This window comes from Vibrio owensii (genome assembly GCF_002021755.1).
Taxonomy (GTDB): Bacteria; Pseudomonadota; Gammaproteobacteria; order Enterobacterales; family Vibrionaceae; genus Vibrio; species Vibrio owensii.
On record NZ_CP019960.1, the window covers coordinates 1405450 to 1424513 of the forward strand.

Annotated in this window: 14 protein-coding genes; 8 read left to right on the top strand and 6 right to left on the bottom strand. The window is 45.1% G+C overall.

Annotation, left to right across the window (positions count from 1 at the left end; genetic code table 11):
* Positions 1–45: 45 nt before the first annotated feature.
* The 3 genes from pdxY to aspT form a co-directional block, all read right to left on the bottom strand.
* Positions 46–903: a pyridoxal kinase PdxY gene (pdxY, locus tag A9237_RS22750; RefSeq protein WP_009704101.1), complete on the bottom strand. Its 858-nt coding sequence runs from the start codon at positions 901–903 to the stop codon at positions 46–48.
* Between the two features lie 125 nt (positions 904–1028).
* On the bottom strand, positions 1029–2624 hold the full coding sequence (locus tag A9237_RS22755) for a bifunctional aspartate transaminase/aspartate 4-decarboxylase (RefSeq protein WP_009703165.1): 1596 nt from the start codon (positions 2622–2624) through the stop codon (positions 1029–1031).
* A gap of 95 nt (positions 2625–2719) precedes the next feature.
* Positions 2720–4435, bottom strand: coding sequence for an aspartate-alanine antiporter (aspT, locus tag A9237_RS22760; RefSeq protein ID WP_009704099.1), 1716 nt, complete (start codon positions 4433–4435; stop codon positions 2720–2722).
* Between the two features lie 426 nt (positions 4436–4861).
* On the opposite strand from aspT, the gene A9237_RS22765 reads away from it, so the two are divergent.
* From A9237_RS22765 to A9237_RS22790, 6 genes are all read left to right on the top strand, one after another.
* On the top strand, positions 4862–5074 hold the full coding sequence (locus A9237_RS22765; protein ID WP_054728563.1) for a DUF1656 domain-containing protein: 213 nt from the start codon (positions 4862–4864) through the stop codon (positions 5072–5074).
* A gap of 10 nt (positions 5075–5084) precedes the next feature.
* A complete protein-coding gene (locus A9237_RS22770) occupies positions 5085–5945 on the top strand; it encodes an HlyD family secretion protein (protein ID WP_078609747.1) in 861 nt (286 codons plus the stop codon).
* Positions 5946–5958: 13 nt separating this feature from the next.
* Positions 5959–7314, top strand: coding sequence for an FUSC family protein (locus A9237_RS22775; protein WP_078609748.1), 1356 nt, complete (start codon positions 5959–5961; stop codon positions 7312–7314).
* 301 nt (positions 7315–7615) lie between these two features.
* Positions 7616–9268: a hypothetical protein gene (locus A9237_RS22780; protein WP_078609749.1), complete on the top strand. Its 1653-nt coding sequence runs from the start codon at positions 7616–7618 to the stop codon at positions 9266–9268.
* Between the two features lie 232 nt (positions 9269–9500).
* A complete protein-coding gene (locus A9237_RS22785) occupies positions 9501–11540 on the top strand; it encodes a carboxylesterase family protein (RefSeq protein WP_078609750.1) in 2040 nt (679 codons plus the stop codon).
* 101 nt (positions 11541–11641) lie between these two features.
* Positions 11642–13093 carry a phospholipase D family protein gene (locus A9237_RS22790; RefSeq protein WP_078609751.1) on the top strand — a complete coding sequence of 484 codons (1452 nt, stop codon included), beginning with the start codon at positions 11642–11644 and terminating at the stop codon, positions 13091–13093.
* Between the two features lie 58 nt (positions 13094–13151).
* On the opposite strand, the gene A9237_RS22795 is transcribed toward A9237_RS22790, so the two are convergent.
* Positions 13152–14858, bottom strand: a complete 1707-nt coding sequence (locus A9237_RS22795; RefSeq protein WP_078609752.1) for an autotransporter assembly complex protein TamA — start codon at positions 14856–14858, stop codon at positions 13152–13154.
* Positions 14859–15098: 240 nt separating this feature from the next.
* Here A9237_RS22795 and A9237_RS22800 point away from each other — a divergent pair, with 240 nt between their 5' ends.
* Both A9237_RS22800 and A9237_RS22805 read left to right on the top strand, forming a co-directional pair.
* Complete coding sequence (locus tag A9237_RS22800; RefSeq protein ID WP_078609753.1) at positions 15099–15962, top strand: universal stress protein; 864 nt, start codon at positions 15099–15101, stop codon at positions 15960–15962.
* Between the two features lie 35 nt (positions 15963–15997).
* A complete protein-coding gene (locus tag A9237_RS22805; protein WP_009704090.1) occupies positions 15998–16942 on the top strand; it encodes a CorA family divalent cation transporter in 945 nt (314 codons plus the stop codon).
* 34 nt (positions 16943–16976) lie between these two features.
* Here A9237_RS22805 and choV read toward each other — a convergent pair whose 3' ends face one another.
* Together choV and choW are read right to left on the bottom strand one after the other, a co-directional pair.
* Positions 16977–18161 carry a choline ABC transporter ATP-binding protein gene (gene choV / locus A9237_RS22810; RefSeq protein ID WP_078609754.1) on the bottom strand — a complete coding sequence of 395 codons (1185 nt, stop codon included), beginning with the start codon at positions 18159–18161 and terminating at the stop codon, positions 16977–16979.
* A 1-nt stretch (position 18162) separates the two neighbouring features.
* Positions 18163–19005 carry a choline ABC transporter permease subunit gene (choW, locus tag A9237_RS22815; RefSeq protein ID WP_005425967.1) on the bottom strand — a complete coding sequence of 281 codons (843 nt, stop codon included), beginning with the start codon at positions 19003–19005 and terminating at the stop codon, positions 18163–18165.
* Between the last annotated feature and the right edge of the window lie 59 nt (positions 19006–19064).

Genomic DNA, 19064 nt, shown 5'->3' on the forward strand with positions numbered 1-19064 from the left:
TCGTGCCTAGCTTCTAGTCGTCACTGTACGCATCCACCCTTAGTACTAGGCGATTTTCACGACATTAAACTCATGCGTGGGTTCGACAAATTCGTATTGACCGTTGATCGTCTGCAGTTCCCATGTGCCATAGCCTTTGGTGATCTCTAATACGCCATAAACCGCATTGTGAGCATGACGAAACGCTGCGACAGGAGACATCTTCTTCACCAAACAAGAAGTGAAAATTGCAGAAATCAAATCCCCAACGCCCACGGGTTGCTGGTCAAAATCAATACTTGGACGCTGAGCTAAATAACACGCTTTCGGTGTCGCTAAGATCATACTGAAGGCATCATCTGTTAGCGCATGCAGGTGTTTCACCAATACCATTTTTGGTCCCAGCTCTAGGGCTTTTTTGCATGCAGTGACCGCATCATAAAGGGAGTCAATTTTCACGCCCGTTAGCTCACTCAGTTCAAACTGGTTTGGAACAATCACATCAGCGATGGGCAACAAACTATGGCTGATCGCTTCTTTGACGCCGTCCTCTACAATGCAGCCTTTATCTGGATCACCCATCACTGGGTCGCACACGTAAAGCGCGCTGTGGTTACGCGATTTAACTAAACTGACAGCTTCAGCGACGGCGCGGCATTGCTCTGCGCTGCCTTGATAACCGGACAGTACCGCACCGCATTCACTGAGCTTTTCAATATTGTCCAGACCGCGCATTAATGAACGAATATCGTCAGAGCCGAATCGTTGTCCCGTCCAGCCTTGTTGGTATTGCGTATGATTTGAGAACTGAACCGTGTGGATTGGCCAGACTTCAAGCCCCATTCTCTGCATTGGGAAGACTGCAGAACTGTTTCCTGCGTGGCCATAAACCACATGAGATTGAATAGAAATAATGCTTTTCATAAGTCACTCTTAATTGGGAAGTTTGTTAGCTTGGCGACTAAATAAACACAATGCCGCGCACTGTGCTTATTTGGTCGGAATAGCCTCGACAACGCCGAGGCCTATTCTTAATCAGGCTGGATTAATTAGCCTTGGAACTCAGCAAAGTACTCATCCAACACTTTGCGTGTTGCACGACCGATAAGCTCGTATTCGTGGTGAGTAAGGTTTGCTAACGAAACTCGAACTGATGCGTGCACTACATCGAAGCCTTGGCCTGGAAGTAGGATAACGCCGGTTTCATGTGCAAGGCGGAACAGGAAGTCTTTGCCCTTCTCGCTCGCTTTGAACCATTCAACGAAGGCTGGTCCATACAATTTGCCGCCCAAAGTGTCGAGCTCAAGCAGTGTGTAGTAGTCCACACGATCTTTGTTTTCTTCAATTTCTACACCCATGTTTTTGTACAGAGTTTTGTAACGCTCACGGATGATGCGTTTACATGCTTCTTTGTAGTTTTGTTCTGAGTCCATCAAGCAGTTCAATGAGAACAGTGCCATTTGAACTTGTTGAGGAAGAGACAAGCCTGCTGTGTGGTTAAGCGCTACGCTGCGGCTATCTGCTACGATACGGTCAATAAACTTAATCTCACGAGGTTCCGGAGTCAGCGTTTTGTAACGATCGTCCAACTCAAGTTGACGCGCTTCAGGAAGGCTGCGCATTGCATCGTCAAACACGTTGTTGTGTTGAATCGCAATCGAGCCTAAACGCCAGCCTGTTGCACCGAAGTACTTAGAGAACGAGTAAACACAAAGCGTGTTGTATGGCAGTTTCGCGAACAGTGAGACAAAGTCGTCCGCAAATGTGCCGTATACATCGTCAGTCACAATGAACAAGTCGCTACGTTCGTTGTTCACGAAGTTTGATAGGTTATCCAGAGTTTCATCCGAGAACTTCACAGACGCTGGGTTTGCTGGGTTCACGACACAAAGCAGTTTGATGTCTGTATCTGCAAGCTTTTCGATTTCAGACATCGGCAGTTGCCATGTTGTCTCATCCAGACGTAGCTCAACGATTTCCAGTTCGTATTCACTCAGTTCTGGAATCTCTAGGTACGGCGTAAAGATTGGAGTGATTAGCGCTACCTTGTCACCTTTCTTCAACAAACCGTTGTTGAACATAGTTTGGAAGGTGTACGTCATAGACGCCGTACCGCCTTCAGTTGCAAACAGATCGAAGTCTGTTGTCATTGGCATTGGGCCGTACATTTCTTCTGCAATGTATTGCTTCACAACGGTTTCGATGTTCGTCAACATACGTGGTGGCACTGGGTAGTTACATGCAAGGTATGCGTTAACCAGTTCATTCAAGAAAGCTTGTTTCTCTAGACCCAAACGGTCTTTTGCGTAGCTCAGCGACTTTTCTAAGAACTGCACGCCTTGGTCTTTCTTATTGTCGTTTGCAAACGTGTCGAAGCGCTCAACAATGCCCACACCATCAGGAATGCCACCGAAGCCACCATCTAGGTATGAGTAAGTGCGCTCTGCTTCCAACACTGCGAATTCACCCAAACGAATGAACGCTTTACGTGGTAGCGTCGCTAGAAAGTTAGGGTTACCACGACCAGCATCTAATAACGCGCGGTCAGGAACAGTTTGTGCCACTTCAATTAGTTTATCTTTTAATTCAAATGGGCTTAAATCTGCAAATTTTGAAAAATCAATTGTTGTGTTTTGTGTAGTCATAATATTTACCTGAATCTATTATTTACTTAAATTTGGATATTACTTTCCCTATCGCCTATTTAATTAGGCGATAAGTGTGTTCGAATTTATTTAAATTACATGCCTGCGTTTAAAGTAATAATGCCGACAATAATTGGACCCCATAGGGTAAGCAGTACATTGGCGACTGCATAAGTCACGGTGAATGAGAATACTGGCGTTGCGTTGCCTGTTTTTTCCATTAAAGCCGCGAATGCTGGGTTCGCACTTCGTCCACCTGTAACACAACCTAGTGCTTCAACTGGGTTCTTAATCTTCAATACAAAGTATGAGAAAAAGAACGAAATAAACTGAGGAATAATGGTCACAGCCATACCAAGGAACAACAGAGACATACCGTGTTCTTTGATTGTGTCGACCGCTTGAGGGCCTGCCTCTAGGCCAACAATGCCCACAAATGCTGCCAAACCGAAATCTCGAATGAAGTTCGCCGCCCCTTCTGGGAACTGAGCAACGTGGGGATTGCGGCTACGCAACCAACCGACGATCAAACCTGAGATCAAACAACCTGCACCAGAACCGATGGTGACGGGAATACCTGCAATCTTAAAGCTGATAAGACCAATCAATAGACCAAGCACCATACCCATACCAAGCACAATGAAATCCGTCATGGTTGCAGAGCCCATGCGTTGACCGATGTTTTTCTCAACGCGATTAATGTCTTTTGCTGTACCTGTAAGCTGGATGACGTCGTTTTTCTTCACCACAAGATCCGGCGTCATTTCGATAGAGTTGCCTTCACGAATGTAATCCGTCACATAAATACCGCGCATTGAACCTTGGTTCGAAGCCTCTTTGATCTCTTGCAGCGACTTACCAATCAGTTTGCGGTTGTCTGCGATCAGTTGACGGTTTTCTTCAATAACTTCATAGCCTTCTGGAAGTGCAATCTCGTTGTCAGCCAAACCATCTTGCAGCTGATGTACCGCATTACGACGACCAGTTACAACAATGACATCCCCTTCTTTCAATGCTGTGAATTTGTCCACTTCTAGCACTTTGCCATCACGTTGAATCAATTCAATACAAGCAGCTAGAGCGTGCTGGTTTAACTGAGCTAGGGTTTTGCCTGCTAGCCCGCCATCTTTGCTCACTTTAAATGCTCGTGTAACCAGCGCGGTTACTGCGTTGAATTCACCCGGCGCTAGATCGCGCTTACCGTTTGAGTTTTTCTCTTCTAGAGCAATCGCTTCTGCTCGGATATCCCACTTCATCAGCGTTGGGAATACCCATGTCACCATAAGAATTGGACCCAGCGAACCAAAGATGTACGTAACTGCGTAGCCTACTGCGACGTTGGTCTGCATTAGGTGTTTCGCTTCTTCTGTCACACCACCAAGACGTGCGATCGCATCACCCGCTGTACCGATGATTGCCGATTGAGTCAAACCACCAGCTGCAAGGCCTGCTGCCGTACCTCTGTCTAGATCAAACATCCAAGCTGCCGCTAACACACAAAGCAGACCTGAAACCGTCATAACCACGGCAGAAAGTAGAATGTTGATGGTTCTAAAGTTCAATGCTTTGAAGAACTGCGCACCACCTTGATACCCTACTGCGTAAATAAAGAGCGCAAAGAAAATGCTTTTTACGCCGGGATCAATATGAACACCAAATTGCCCAATAATTACACCCATTAATAATGTTCCGGCAACACCGCCAAGAACAAATCGACCAATGGTAATTTTACCAACCATATAACCGAGAGAGAGCGTAATAAAGAGAGCAACAAATGGTGCCATGTCAAAAAGGTTAGAAATAATTTCCATGACAATTTTACTCTTACTAATAAATATAAAACTCAAATAATCTAACGAATAATCTGTCACTCATATTTGTTGGATTATTTAATTTAAAAAGCATCTCGTTTGCTTCGAAGCGAATATTAGGAACAAAAACTCACAACTCGTAATCCTATTTGAAGGACGAAACCATCACTTCGCATATTCAAACGCAAACATTGAAAAATAATTGTCGAAAATTTAATAACTTAGTGTTCTGCAATAGACACGAGATAAATCGGAAAATAATTTTATTTTTGTTATCGCTCTCCAAAAAGCGGGTTGGTTGCATCATTCCCTCTATATAGCGCATAACACCTTTCGTTTGATGGATTAGATCCTCCAAAAGCGATTATCACGGATGCCATCATTTGCCTTATCTTTCCATTCATCAAGTTAATAGAGAAAAACACCATGAACTCAATGCCACATGAACTTGTGTGGGGCGAAGTTTACTTCCCACCCTTGTTGCTGGTTATTGCATTGGCTTACATGCTCACCATTTTGGTCGGAACCATTGCTACAAAACTGGGTATCCACAAATACGTTGCATTTCCTGCACTCACAGAGCTGAGCCTAATTGTGATTTTTACTGGCGTTATTGGTCGATTCATTACCATCTTTTGAGGCAAACCCCGTGATTAAACGTTATCTCATCACATTGCTACTGCTTTGTGCCGCTGGCAGTGTGATTTTCAGCTATTACCAGTCGTACTCAAGCAGTCCTTGGACACGAGACGGTCAAGTCAGTGCATACATTGTCTCAATCACACCGCGTGTGACAGGACAAGTCATTAACGTGTATGTCGAAGACAACTCGCAAGTGAAACAAGGCGATTTACTGTTTGAGATCGACCCTAGCATCTACAAAGCGGCATACCACAAAGCGTTGGCGACTCAAAAGCAGGCGGTCGCTCTGTTAGCAAAAGCAAAAAACGAAGAGCAACGCGCACTTAAGTTAGAAAAGCGCACACCTGGAGCCGTACCGGTACTGACATTGAACAACCTAAACAATGCGGTAGAAACGGCGGTTGCCAACGTAGAGCTTGCGAAAGCCAATGTTGAAGAAGCCAAACTGAACCTCGATTACACAAAGGTTTATGCTCCAACGAATGGTTACATCACTAATTTGAACTTACGCGTCGGTTCTCAAGTGGTCGCTAACTCTCCGGTCGTAGCCTTAATTGATGAAGACAGCTTCTGGATAGAGGGTTACTTCAAAGAGACAGATCTGGTAGGCGTCAATCCTGAAGACACCGCTTATGTAACCTTGATGATGTACAACGATGTGCAACTAAAAGGTGAAATAAAAAGCATCGGCTACGGAATTGCAAAGCAAGATGGCAGCACAGGCAACGACCTCCTGCCAAATGTCAATCCGAACTTCCAGTGGATTCGGTTGGCTCAACGTATTCCCATCAAAGTAAAACTGGATGAACTGCCAGACGATCTGCAACTTCGCGTGGGTATGACGGCTTCTATCAAAATCATTAAATAATTCGGTGATTGTTATGTTCAGCGCCTCTACCAAAGAAGCGATCAAAGCTGCGCTCTCTATCGTTATCGCGATCTGTCTTGCCTTATGGTTTCAATGGGAGAAACCTTACTGGGCGGCAATTGCGGTCGCGGTGATGGCATTGAACGAAAGCTTCGCACACTCGATAAACAAAGGTAATAACCGATTACTGGGAACCTTATTGGGCATCGGTTATGCCTTCTTTCTTATCGCGATGTTCTCTCAAGACCGCTTTTTGTTCCTCACCTTCTTCACCTTGTTTTTGGGTGTGTGCATATTTATGTCGAGCGACGAGAAATATGGCTATGTATTTACGATCGGTTTTGCAGTGTGCTCAATTGTCGCCTGTATGGGTGGTTTTGATAATCAAGCAACGTTCCACTTCGCCGTCCTTCGTATGCAGGAGACGATTCTTGGTGTGATCACCTTTTCGGTTGTGTATCGCTTAGTGTGGCCAGTAAACACGGAACAAAACTTCATTCAGCGTTTTGAGACAAGCCGTGAGGTGATGCTTAGTGCCATGAATAACCCTCACCACATTGATATCGAAGCACTGGAAACCAATACGACTAACATAGAGAAACTGTTCCAATTGATCAGCTTGCCGCTCACTGGTAGCTACCATTTAAAAGAGCATCGTCAGCTATGGCGCGCGCGTTTAAATGAGATGGCGCAAATCCAAGACCGATTGCTAGAACAAGCCGATAAGCCGCAACGTAATGAGATCGATTGGCCAACATTAGCACAGCAACTTCAGAGCTTTGATATTAAAAAGCCGAGAACCTCGTTTGTTAGCGACGTCCCTTTTGTCATTCAAGGAAATAACAACACTGTCTGGCATCATGAGCATCGAACCTTCATCCAGCATTTGAATGAAGACAGCAGAAAGGTACTGCAAGGTGTCTCCATGTTCGTAGCGTCGCTGCTGATCTGGATTTACCTTCCTGTGCCCGGAGGGTTCATTTTCCCTATGCTGGCCGGTGTATTCTCATCACTCGTCCCTACCATGCCTCCGAGTATTATTAAGGATGCTTTTTTTGGAGTAATAGGCACGGGGACGGTAATCCTTCTGCAATATATTTTCTTAATGCCAATGATGACCGAGCTATGGCAACTTGCCTTGTTCTACTTCATCAACATCATAGTGATTTGGAAGGTCTTTTCCACACCAAAGCTGATGGTACATAGAATCCTAGGTATTAACTTATTGGTTGTTTTGACATCGGGTGCGCTCAACTTAACCCCAGCGTATCGAATTGAAACGCCATTGCTAATGCTGGTAAACATTATGATCATTTTGATGATTGCAAAGTTGTTTACCGATCTGTTCCGTGTTCGCGTTACGGCCTAAGCACCACCTCCGTTCTTGAAACTAAAGCCCTGCATTGCTTTTGCTCTGCGGGGCTTTTTGCTTTGTTCGCTGCCCTATTCCTGCCTCACCCATAAAGCGAGGATAGTATCCATCAAAAGCGATTAACGGGATTTCTCTACCCACCATAAAATCCTCTCATTGATTTACGAAATGCAATTAAAAACACGGCATTCACAACATCAATCACAGCAAACACATCTATCTAACTGAACAAGAAGTTCAGTGACACATTAACTGTCTGAGTCTCGAAGGTTTGAGGCTATTCAGAGTGGAAATCGTCATGAGTTTTTTTGAAATACGCGCTAGCAAGACATCTTCTCTTACTGTGCTAGCGAGCGCACTAATGCTTACTACCCCCACTTTTAGCTTCGCCGCAGAAGAGACAACTTACAACGAAGTAATGGAACAAGGTCGCCAGCTCTTCGACAAATACGGTATCAGCCATGATCTACCGAAACTGGCCATCAGTTCACTAGTACAAGGCGAGCACTTGGTAGAGCATGCTCACCGAACCGTTCAAATCGGTAACGAAGTCCGTGATTCTTCGGTGTTCCTTGTAAAAAACACAGACAGCAAGGGCAATATCGATCTACGCATCAAATACAGCCCTGAAGAGCTGGATAAGAACGAAAAAGTGTTGGATGAAATTGAAGCCTTCACGCGTACAGAATATCGTCTGCGTAACTATGCTGAGAGCTTTGACTCTTCATCGGTGCGAGCAAAAGAAGATCAAAACGGCAATGTCGTTGTCAGCTTCAACTACTCAAAATATGGGCTTCCACAAGACATCGCCTATTTCCGTTTCTTAAGCGTCGATATCGAACTCGTTAACGGTGAACCAAAACGCATGGTCATCACTAACGAAAAGCCGTTCACACACCACAAATACAAGGTGGATACGTACCATCAAGAGATCCGCTTTCAAAAGTTGGATTCTGGCAAACTTGTGATTGCGAGCAAACACACTGAAATTGTTGGCTCAAGCAAAAACAAACCACTGAAAATGGTCAGCACTCTTAAACCTGTTGCCATCTATGAGGATGACATTGGTGTGCAAGTGTTGGATGATAAACGCTTGAACGAAGTTTCTGACCCACGCATGCAAGAAGCCAGTGTAAAACTTGATCGTATCTTCCCATTAATGGGCGATATGGTGCGTCGACAAGGCATCGATTTACCGCTGCCATTTGGTGTGTCAATGGCTTACCGTAACCAAGATATGAACATCCCATTCAATGACTTCACTATTGATGGCGTGCGTCTAAACGACCTATTCGACCCAGAAGACACCGTCGGGATTGTGAACGCAGAGAGTTTCAGTATTCGTGGTGACGTGAACATCCTTCCTTTTTGGAACGTGTTTGGTTACGTCGGCAAAATCAATGTCGATGCAAACGTGGATGCGGGATACACAGGCGAAGGTGGCCAGTATCTAAAAGACAAGCTGAATGATCGTCTACCGGGCTTAGGCGACAAGTTTTGTGATGGTTTGTCTGCCCTATGTAATCGCGGGCGACTGAACGTGCCAATTCACCTTGAATACGATTTGCGCGGTGTCGGTACAACACTCTCGGTTGGTTACAAAGAGTTCTTTGCTTCTGTGACTGGCACGTACTCTCAGACACGTTTAAAAGGCTTGGATGACTGGGGTGACGGCATTGTTACCGTTCAACCGATGCTTGGTTATCAGTTAGTCGACTACCGTACCCAGTTCTTTGTCGGTGCTGAATATCAAGGCTTGGACTCTCGTATGGATGGCCGAGTAAAAACCGGAGATATCGAGTTCGATTACGACATCGGTGTCGAGCTTAACGAGTGGGCATTCCTGACAGGTTTCAATAAGCAAATCGGTAAGAACTACAACTTAACCATGCTTTACAACAAAGGCGAAACACGTGACTCACTGACCTTGAACTTGGGTTATCGCTTCTAATCGCACAAAGCAATAGCACACAAAGAAATAACACATTGGTAGGCCATTGGATGGTAGGACTGCATCCTACAAAGGCGATTATTGAAACTGTCACTGATGCCCTACCATTTGAGCCATCAATACAACAAGCCATCCAACCATTCACGGATTAATACCAAAGCGTCAGGACGTCGCTTGTTAGATGCCGTTTAACATTTTCGGTGTACGCACCAAATGACTTTTGGACATAACAATGACTTTACTCAATCGCTCAACTTTAGCCATTACCATCACTCTTGCCTTAGCGGCTTGTGGTGATGATTCAAGTAAACCTAGCGTTCCTTACGATCCGGAGCCATTACAACCGTTACCGCCAGAGCAAATCTCTTTGGAAATTGGTGATGCGACCATTCAAGCAACTAAAGAGTCCCTTGTCATCACACCGCTTGATGCGGATGAAAAACTGGCAGCGGTAGAGGCGTTCAAAGGTATCCAATTTGCGCAAGCAGACCGCTTTCAGCACAGCCTTGTAGCCCCACTTGAAGGCGATATTGATGCGACTCAGTTCGGTGATGCGTGTCCGCAATTAAAAACCACGACTCAAACGCAGTCAGAAAATTGTTTGAACCTAAACATTTGGCGACCAACCGGGACAGAAGCGTACGCAGATTTGCCAGTTTATGTCTTTATTCACGGTGGAGACTTTGAATACGGCGCAGGCTCAGAACCGCTGATTCATGGTGATATGGTGGTTGCACAAGGTGCTGACGATGGTAACCCGTTTATTGCTGTTACCTTTAACTATCGCTTGGGCTTGTTGGGCAGTGTTTGGATCGATGGTTTGGACAACCCTGAAGGCGGAAACTTTGGCCTAGGCGATCAAAAACACGCGCTTGAATGGGTTCAACAAAACATAGAGGCATTCGGCGGCAATCCGCAAAACGTGACACTCATGGGTCAAGGTGCGGGTGCCATGTCGGTGGGAATTTTACAGCAATCAAAAGGCGATGCTGCAATCGCAGGTGAGCACTTTCAACGTGCCATCATGCAAAGCAACGCTTACGGCTTTGAATATAAAAGTTACGATGTTGCCAAGAGCCAAAGACCAGAGCAAAGCGTTGAAGATCTTGCGTTACTGCCACTTGAAGAGGTTATGAAGGTACAGAGCGAGGTGCTTGACCCTATTCAACGTCTTAAGAACTGGGTACTGACCGCAGCGAATATTCCGGTTATCAGTCCAACACGCGACAACAGCCCACTAGCCACGCTGATGCCGTTTGCACCTTACATCGAGCATCGCCCACCAGCGTTTCTAGTGAAAGAAGTTCCAGGCTATCACTTTACTGAACAAGCGATTGAGAATGAGTGGATCGTACCGACGGTAATTGGCTCAAACAGTGCAGAAAGCAATACTCTGGGCATGCTACCGAGCCTGACATTTTTGATCCCAACTATCATTGAAATCTTGAGCCAAGAAGCGCCAGAAATCATTGAAAGTGGTGACGAAAACTTAATCGTCGAATACATGGTGGAGTGGCTAGAATCGGAAACGAACTTGAACCGTTTACGCGCTGAATATCGTTCATTACTCAGCGACTCAGCTTCGATTGAACTCGATCTTTCTGACTTATTGGAACTGCTGCCTAGTACCGCTTATGAGGCGATGACTAAGTTGTTCTTCGGTTTGGGGAACTCCGATTCAACCACAGAGTTACTTGCTCTAGCTGACTTTTTCCCTAACGATGAAAGTGAACTGAATGGCGCGGCCAAAAACATGCAGCAATTCAAAACCACGTTGCATGACTTGCTCTTCACGGGTCCAAACCGTCATAAGGTTTCAACTGAAGAAGCAACAGGATCAACGCCAAGCTTCTACTACTTTGACTACACACCTGGATTCAACGTATGGACTTACAACACCAAAGGTGAAAATGGCGATCTCGACGTGGGTGATTTACTCAAAAGCATCAGTTGTATTGTGGGCGCTTGTAATGCATCGGAATTACCATTTGTGTTTAATAAGGCATTAAAGCTTGATGGTTCAAGTGTTCGCCCAGGTAGCAAAGACAAAGCGATGATGAGCGAGCTCTCTCGTTTGTGGTTTAGCGAGCGTTTATTTGAAAACTTCCAATACAACAGCGCGACTGATCGAGTATTGCTGATCAATAACGATGGCGGTATTCAATCCACGCAAGACTGGGACAATGCTCATCACTCAGGCATCGATCCAAAACTGCGCCAAGGTCGCCTCAATGGTCTCGAGGAACTTGGGCTGATTCTTAGCCACATGTAACGTCATCCTCAGCCACTAAAAGATCGTTACCGAATACCTAAAAGCCAGTTCGCTGGCTTTTTTCATCCTTATTCCTTGAACATAATTAGGAAGGTTTACTCATGTTTCCTAACGACATTCGTGCTCTGCTACTCTTTATCTTCGGCGCGCTGTTGGTTGGCTGTGCCCAGCCCTACCCTCAAGTTGAACCGGATTTTGAAGCCAATTGGCAAACTACTCAGCATCAAGCCGAAGTTTACTTAATTCCTACCGCTCCAGAAGCCTTTGCTCGTCGTGTTGAACTGGTAAGAAACGCTCAGCAAAGCATCGATATGACTTACTTTTCTTGGGAGAGTGACACGCTTGGTTTGATGCTACTCAATGAACTCAAACAAGCAGCAGATCGAGGCGTGCAAGTTCGACTCACTCTCGATGATTTATTGGTGTTTAACGAGAAATGGCTTGCTGATCTCAGTGCTCACGACAACATTCAAATCCGTTTATTCAATCCGTTTGATTCACGTAAGTCAGGCTGGATTGGTCGCGCCGTCAACTTCTCTACTCATCAACAACGTTTGGACAATCGTCTGCACGAGAAGCACTTCAACGTCGACCATCAATGGATGATTCTAGGTGGACGTAACATTGGCAACGACTATTTTGGTTACAGCCGCAAAGCCAACTTCTTTGATATGGATGTCTTGTTCAAAGGCAGCATTATTCGAACGTTCGACCAGAACTACCAACAACTTTGGGACAGCGAGCATGTCACGCCAATAGAAAACATCGTTAAAGTTACCCCAAACTATTCCGCGTTTACTCAAGCGCTTAATAAAGGTGAGAAAGACAAAAGCATCATTCTGGCGGAGGTTGAAAAACAGGTTAAACACCTGACCAGTCCCGACTTCATCACTGCGCAAGTCACCCCCGTTTTCGACTCATTAAACAAGCTAGAAAACAACAAACCCTACTTTAGAAAACGTGCAGAACACCAAGTTTGGCAACAAATAGCCACTGCGTCTAAAGCCGTGATATCAACGCCTTACGTGGTACCAAGTGATGGCGAATTTGCCTTTATTGATACCTTGATGGAGCAAAAAGCGGACATCACGTTAATGACGAACTCGTCTGCTTCTAATGATTCTGGCTTTATTCCGGCTTATTACGAGGAGCATCGCCAAACCCTGTTGGATAAGGGCGTTCATATACTTGAATACAAAAACCAAGCGAAAAATGATGACCATTACTTCCATGCGGATACTTATTATCACAACAAGACGGTGATACTCGATGGTCGGCTGACTTATATCGGCTCATCAAACTTCGACCCAAGATCGGACTTCCTCAATGTGGAATTTGGTGTGTTGGTCCAAAGCGAAGCCTTTGCAGAACATGTCATGCACTACTTAAATCGACAACAAGATGAACTGTTTTGGCGAGTATCTCGAGATGGACAAGGCCAAACTCAATGGCAATCAATGAATGAGATCCATACTAAGAATCCAAACTATGGTGGATGGCATAAGGCACCTAACTGGATATTCAAGAAACTGAATGGTGAGTTCGAACTCTAAACAATCAAGGCTTAAAAAGGCTCTCTATCTGCAAGGGTGAGAGCCTTTTTAATGCCCGCTAAAACTGCGTGCCTAGCGAAAAGTGAACGCGGAATTGGTCTCCTTGAGGAGCATCTAAACCATAAGCAAAGTCCACTTTGACGGGCACGTATTTTGAATTCCATATCAAACTCAACCCTGTACCGCTTTTCCAATCCACCCTATCGTTGAAGGCATCACCAACATCATAAAATGCCCCAAGCCACAATTGGCGGTAGACCTGATATTGATATTCCAGCCCAGCAGTAAACATGTAACGAGCCCCCGTTAAATCGCCATTTTCATCTCTCGGAGAGATAGACTCATAACCATAACCACGAAGATTGCCATCACCTCCCGCAAAGAAGCGTAACGAGGATGGAATATCGCTCAAAGTGTCAGCGACATTAATACCGACATTAGAACGAAAGTGAAACTTGTGTTTTTCACTAATATCCCATGACAGAACACTATTGCCCTCAATACGCAGCAAACGAGAATCGGAGAAAAAATTAGGGTCTGAGTATTCCAATGAGTAAACGTGACGGTGCTTTACTTCTAATTGATCGTTCTTGCGATCAAGCAGTGAAAATGTCACCCCCGGTAATAACAACTGTGATTCGTCATTCTCCGACGCTTGTCGATAACTTTCTTGCAAATAACGAACGTGCATGGTGCTTTGCCAATCACTGTCTAACTGCCAGTGTTTTTCAAACGATAAATCATTAGAAAAACTCGATGTGTCTCGATAGTCGACATGCTTAGATTCAAACTGAATCCCGTAGTAATCCGTTAGAACATTTTGGGTGGGAATTTTATAACCTAGTAATAGCGATTGTTCCGGTTTGGAAGCGTACGCTTGTGCCTCAAAACTGTGTCCACGTGCGTTATACCAAGGCTTGGTCCAGTTTAGCGAAGCGCGTAATCCCAAGTCTGTCGAATACCCTCCACCGACTTGCACAATATTACGTGAATTCGGCTCTGCGAGCACTTCTATCGGCACCTTATGACCATCGGATATCCCTTCGAAATCCGCTTTCACAATCACACTGCGAAACCAATCAGTATTGGAGAGGTCGGCCTGATATTGACTCAATTTCAAAGTATCAAAATCGTCGCCCCGCTCAAATGTTCTCATCGCTTCTATTCGAGCCGTTTCGATACCCGACGTAAGAACAGACAGCTCTCCAAATTGGTAGCGAGAACCACTAGAGAACTGCAGATTCACATGGGCTTCATTCAAACTTGGAATGACTTCCAAAGACGATTCGATAAAACGTCCATCTAAATAACCTTTTTGCTGAGCCAATGAAATCAAGTTTCGCTTTAGCGTATCGTACTCAGAATGAAGCAACGGCTGCCCTTGCTTAAGTTGAGCTTGATTGATTAGTTCGATGAAATCCTGATCGTTACTGGCCTCTCCCGACACAGCAATATTAGATTTTTTGACCAACATCACCTCCCCCGCGTCAACCTCAAGCACGATGAGATCATTCTCTGATCTCTGAACTCTAAGCTCGGAATGGTAGTAACCATAAGGATTTAACGCTGACCTAACCAGCTTACTGAGTTGGCTAATAGAAAGGTTTTCAGCCGGAACTTCAGCTAATGGCGAGAGGTAATATTCTAAGTTCTTTTCCAGCGGCTTGGATAAACCTTGTATAACAAATTCTGCAGCTAAAACCTCAGCAAGGGGAAGAGAAGCGAATACAGAAATTCCAACAAGTTTTTGGACAAGAGAAGCCACAAATCTGCCTAAATGAGTTTGACACTCAACTAGGCTAAACGCACTACAGAAATCACGTTAATCGTGTATGTAGGATGATTACCTACAAACGCTTACGAGAAGACAACCTCATGCACCTTCCGCACCACTGTTACTCTTTCTCTCCTAAACTAAAACAAGTCACGCGATACACGCTTCAAACATTTGATTTGTGAATACAGTAGAAACGGTAAAAGTCATAGACATAAATAGGAGACGCTCATGCCGACTGTGGACTTGCTTCTGAAAACTTCAATTATCCCATCGAGAAAGGTGCTGATAAAGACTCTTGTTTACGCCTCTAAGACAAATTCGCCTATCAAGATTTATGGAGAGGATTATCGTAGAAGCGAAGATCACACCTTTTTTGATTTCATTAGTGATAAAGCGCGAGATGCCAAGCGTACAAACGATAGATACTTAAATTGGACTATACAAGTGCTTGAAAAAGTTGCTCTTATAGCGAAAGAAGAAGACTTAAAATACGAGCTAGATTTTATACATTTGGACGGACGGAAATGGATCTCACAGCTGATCAGAGAGTCAGGTAATAACAACACGCTCTTTGTTGACGCAAAGAGTATCAATATATCGCACGAGCTGATGTCAGCTTTGATAACCGAGAACAAAAACTTGTTCTTACTCACTGACAAGCCGTGGTCAACATCAACCCTAGTGCTCGGAGCGATAGATCCATTACACAGGGACGACGAAAGCGGCACCATAGATCGGGCAATCATCAAAGCAGGATTGCGTTTTTCTGACACACTGGCACAAAGTTTCAAGCTTGTTTATTGCCAATACGTCGCGGAATATTTGACAGAATTCAGTCGAGAAATATTACAAAGCCAGAAAGAAGGGGTATTGGATTTCCTCAAAGATAAAAACCTCAACTCGGTTCCCTTAACCTTCATCAGAGGAAACCCTGACTTCGCCCTTGTTGAAGCAGTGAAAATACACAAAGGAACGCTGCTAGTGCTTGGTGCATGCCGAAGAAGCAGCGCATCTCGTTACTGGATGGGAAGTACCGTAGATAGCCTATTACAATCTCCTCCATGTGATATGCTGCTCGTAGCTGAGCATTAAAAACTACCTCTCCCTCCTATTACAAGGACGCAATTATGAGCTTCATGATCGAACATTGGGACTTTTCGAGTGAAAAACCGATAAAAAAGGAGAACTCAACTGAAGTCATAGAAGCTGATCATTGGTATCACTGTGAAAGAGGTCACCTCGCGATCCGAGGCTGGCTAGAGTTCAACGCAATACCGAGATCGACGATAGATAACTTGCTTGCAGACGAGAGCCGCCCTTCTTTCCATCAACTGGATGGAGAAAACTTTTTGCTCATCTTACGCGGTGTCAATATGAACGCTAACGCGTCACCAGAAGACATGCTTAGTATCCGAATTCTCTATTACAACGGCGCACTAATCTCAACACGTAAAACACCATCCCGAGCGATCATGGATATTAGAGAGGCTCTAGCGGAAAGGAAGGGACCGCAAAGCCTTGCTAGCCTGTTGAACTATATTATTGATGGGTTAAACGGCAAGATTGATACGTACTTGGATTTTATCGAGAATACATTGAACGAATTCGACGTAAGTGATGAGTCAACTCATAACCATATTTCAGCGCAAAAAGCACTGATTTCAATAAAGCGATTCATACGGCCACAGCAATACGCGATTCGAGATTTGATTGAGTCTGAAGTACCATTAGTGACAACAAGGCCACACCAGTATCGGTTTGCTCATAACAATATCATTCGAATTAACGAAACCATCGATTTCTTTCTTGGAGAGGTCGAGCTGTTTCAAGAAGAAATTAGGCACCTACGGGATCAAAAGACAAACAAAAATAGTTATCTCTTCACCTTGGTCGCTACCATCTTCCTACCTACTAGCTTTTTAACTGGCCTACTAGGAATCAATATTGGAGGCATGCCTGGCGTCGACTCCTCAATGGCATTTACATGGTTTTGTATCGCTCTTGTTGTAATATTTGGGCTCGAGGTGGTTTTACTAAAGTATTTAGGCTTCACAAACAAAAAAGAGCCATGATAGCGGCTCTTTATTGTTCCAAAGTGTAATCGGCCTACGCTACTTGCTTGGACTTAAAGTTACCAAGCAGCGCGTCATACAATTCATTATCACTCAGTACGCCCACTAGCTTGTTCTCTTCTACTAGCAAGATAGGTTGATTGCTACGTTGCTTCAGTTCAATCGCTTCACGCATGCTGATATCTGGATTGGCTTGAACGACTGTGCTTTGTCCGATGTCGTCGAGTGTGGTTGAATCGCTTTCCCAATTCACCAATGACTTATCGGAATCCACCAGCGTTAAGCCTTTCGGCTCTTGCTCGACCCAAATCTGTTTTTCTGCACACACCAACACGCGGTCATTCTGCTGCTTAAGCTCGGTGCAGGCTTGCATCAGCGAACGACCTTTCAAAACATTGAGCGGATTCGTGTGAGCCACAAAGTCCGCCACATAGTCGTTTTCTGGCGCAAGGATGATTTGCTCAGGCTTGCCGTGTTGAATCAGTTTGCCCGATTCCATAATGGCGATGTTGTTGCCGATTTTCAGCGCTTCGTCTAGGTCGTGGCTCACAAACAAAATCGTTTTGTTGAGCTTCTCTTGCAGTTGAATCAATTCATCTTGAAGCTGAGCGCGAATCAGCGGGTCGAGCGCAGAGAACGGTTCATCCATTAGTAGGATGTCGGTATCCATAGCAAAGGCGCGAGCCAAGCCAACGCGTTGCTGCATACCGCCAGAGAGCTCATGCGGGAACTTACTCTCCCACTCGCTTAGCCCAACCATTTCTAGTTGCGCGCGTGCTTTTTTACGACGTTCCGCTTTGCCAATACCCTGCATCTCAAGACCAAACGCCACATTATCCAATACCGTTAACCACGGCATAAGCGCAAACTTTTGGAACACCATCGATACGCGGTGAGTACGCAAGTTACGTAGAGTTTGTTCGTCACAGTTGGCAAGCTCTACCATGTCGTCGCCATCTTTGATTTTGAGTGAGCCGCGAGAAATCTCATTCAAACCATTAACGGCACGAAGCAGGCTGGATTTACCCGAACCGGAAAGCCCCATCAATACACAGATCTCGCCTTGTTGGACGCTCATTGAGACCTTATCAACACCAACCACTTGTCCGGTTTGATCAATGATCTCTTGGCGAGACTTGCCTTGGTCGAGTAACGCCAATGCTTGCTCTTGCTGCTGACCAAACACAACGTCGAGGTTTTCAATTGTAATTGCATCCATGTTATGCCTCCTTTTGGTTTGGTGCTTTGCACAAACGGTCGAGAATAATCGCGACCAAAACAATCGCTAAACCGGCTTCAAAGCCTTGAGAAATGTTCACGGTGTTCAGTGCACGTACGACTGGTTTACCCAGACCATCGGCACCTACTAGTGCGGCTATCACCACCATAGAAAGTGACAACATGATGCATTGGGTCACACCCGCCATAATGCTTGGCAATGCGGCTGGGAGTTCGACTTTGAATAGTAACTTCATGCGACTGGCACCAAAGGCTTTACCCGCTTCAATCAGCTCTTCTGGCACTTTGGTGATGCCAAGGTAAGTCAGACGAATTGGCGCGGCAATAGCAAAGATAATGGTGGAAATCAGCCCCGGAACGATGCCTAAACCAAACAGAACTAATGTTGGGATCAGGTACACAAACGTTGGTACGGTCTGCATTAAATCGAGTATCGGGCGCAATAAGGTATACAACCAAGGGCGATGCGCCGCCATGATGCCAAGCGGCACGCCAATTAATACGGAAATCGTTGTCGCAGCGAAGACGAGAACAAAGGTTTCCAGCATTTCTTGCCAGTAGCCGAGGTTAAGAATAGTCAGTAGCGCCAGCACGATAAACACAACTAAAGGAATGCTGCGGTGTAGGAACCACGCAATCGCTGCGGTCATGATGATTGGTGCTGCCGGTGGCATCCATTTGAAAATATCCACCACGAACAGAATGATGGTTTCGAGAAAAATAGAGATAGCATCAAAGAAACCCGACGCATTCATGGTTAACCAATCTACGCCTGTTTCCATCCATTCGCCCAACGGAAGTTTGTTGTCCGTAATAAAATTCACAATAAAACCTTTGTGTTAATAGGCGGGCATCACTGCCCACCTTTTCCTAAAGAGAGGAA

Coding starts and splice junctions, on each gene's coding strand:
- pdxY (WP_009704101.1), bottom strand. CDS start 903: ATGAAAAGCATTATTTCTATTCAATCTCATGTGGTTTATGGCCACGCA.
- A9237_RS22755 (WP_009703165.1), bottom strand. CDS start 2,624: ATGACTACACAAAACACAACAATTGATTTTTCAAAATTTGCAGATTTA.
- aspT (WP_009704099.1), bottom strand. CDS start 4,435: ATGGAAATTATTTCTAACCTTTTTGACATGGCACCATTTGTTGCTCTC.
- A9237_RS22765 (WP_054728563.1), top strand. CDS start 4,862: ATGAACTCAATGCCACATGAACTTGTGTGGGGCGAAGTTTACTTCCCA.
- A9237_RS22775 (WP_078609748.1), top strand. CDS start 5,959: ATGTTCAGCGCCTCTACCAAAGAAGCGATCAAAGCTGCGCTCTCTATC.
- A9237_RS22780 (WP_078609749.1), top strand. CDS start 7,616: ATGAGTTTTTTTGAAATACGCGCTAGCAAGACATCTTCTCTTACTGTG.
- A9237_RS22785 (WP_078609750.1), top strand. CDS start 9,501: ATGACTTTACTCAATCGCTCAACTTTAGCCATTACCATCACTCTTGCC.
- A9237_RS22790 (WP_078609751.1), top strand. CDS start 11,642: ATGTTTCCTAACGACATTCGTGCTCTGCTACTCTTTATCTTCGGCGCG.
- A9237_RS22800 (WP_078609753.1), top strand. CDS start 15,099: ATGCCGACTGTGGACTTGCTTCTGAAAACTTCAATTATCCCATCGAGA.
- A9237_RS22805 (WP_009704090.1), top strand. CDS start 15,998: ATGAGCTTCATGATCGAACATTGGGACTTTTCGAGTGAAAAACCGATA.
- choV (WP_078609754.1), bottom strand. CDS start 18,161: ATGGATGCAATTACAATTGAAAACCTCGACGTTGTGTTTGGTCAGCAG.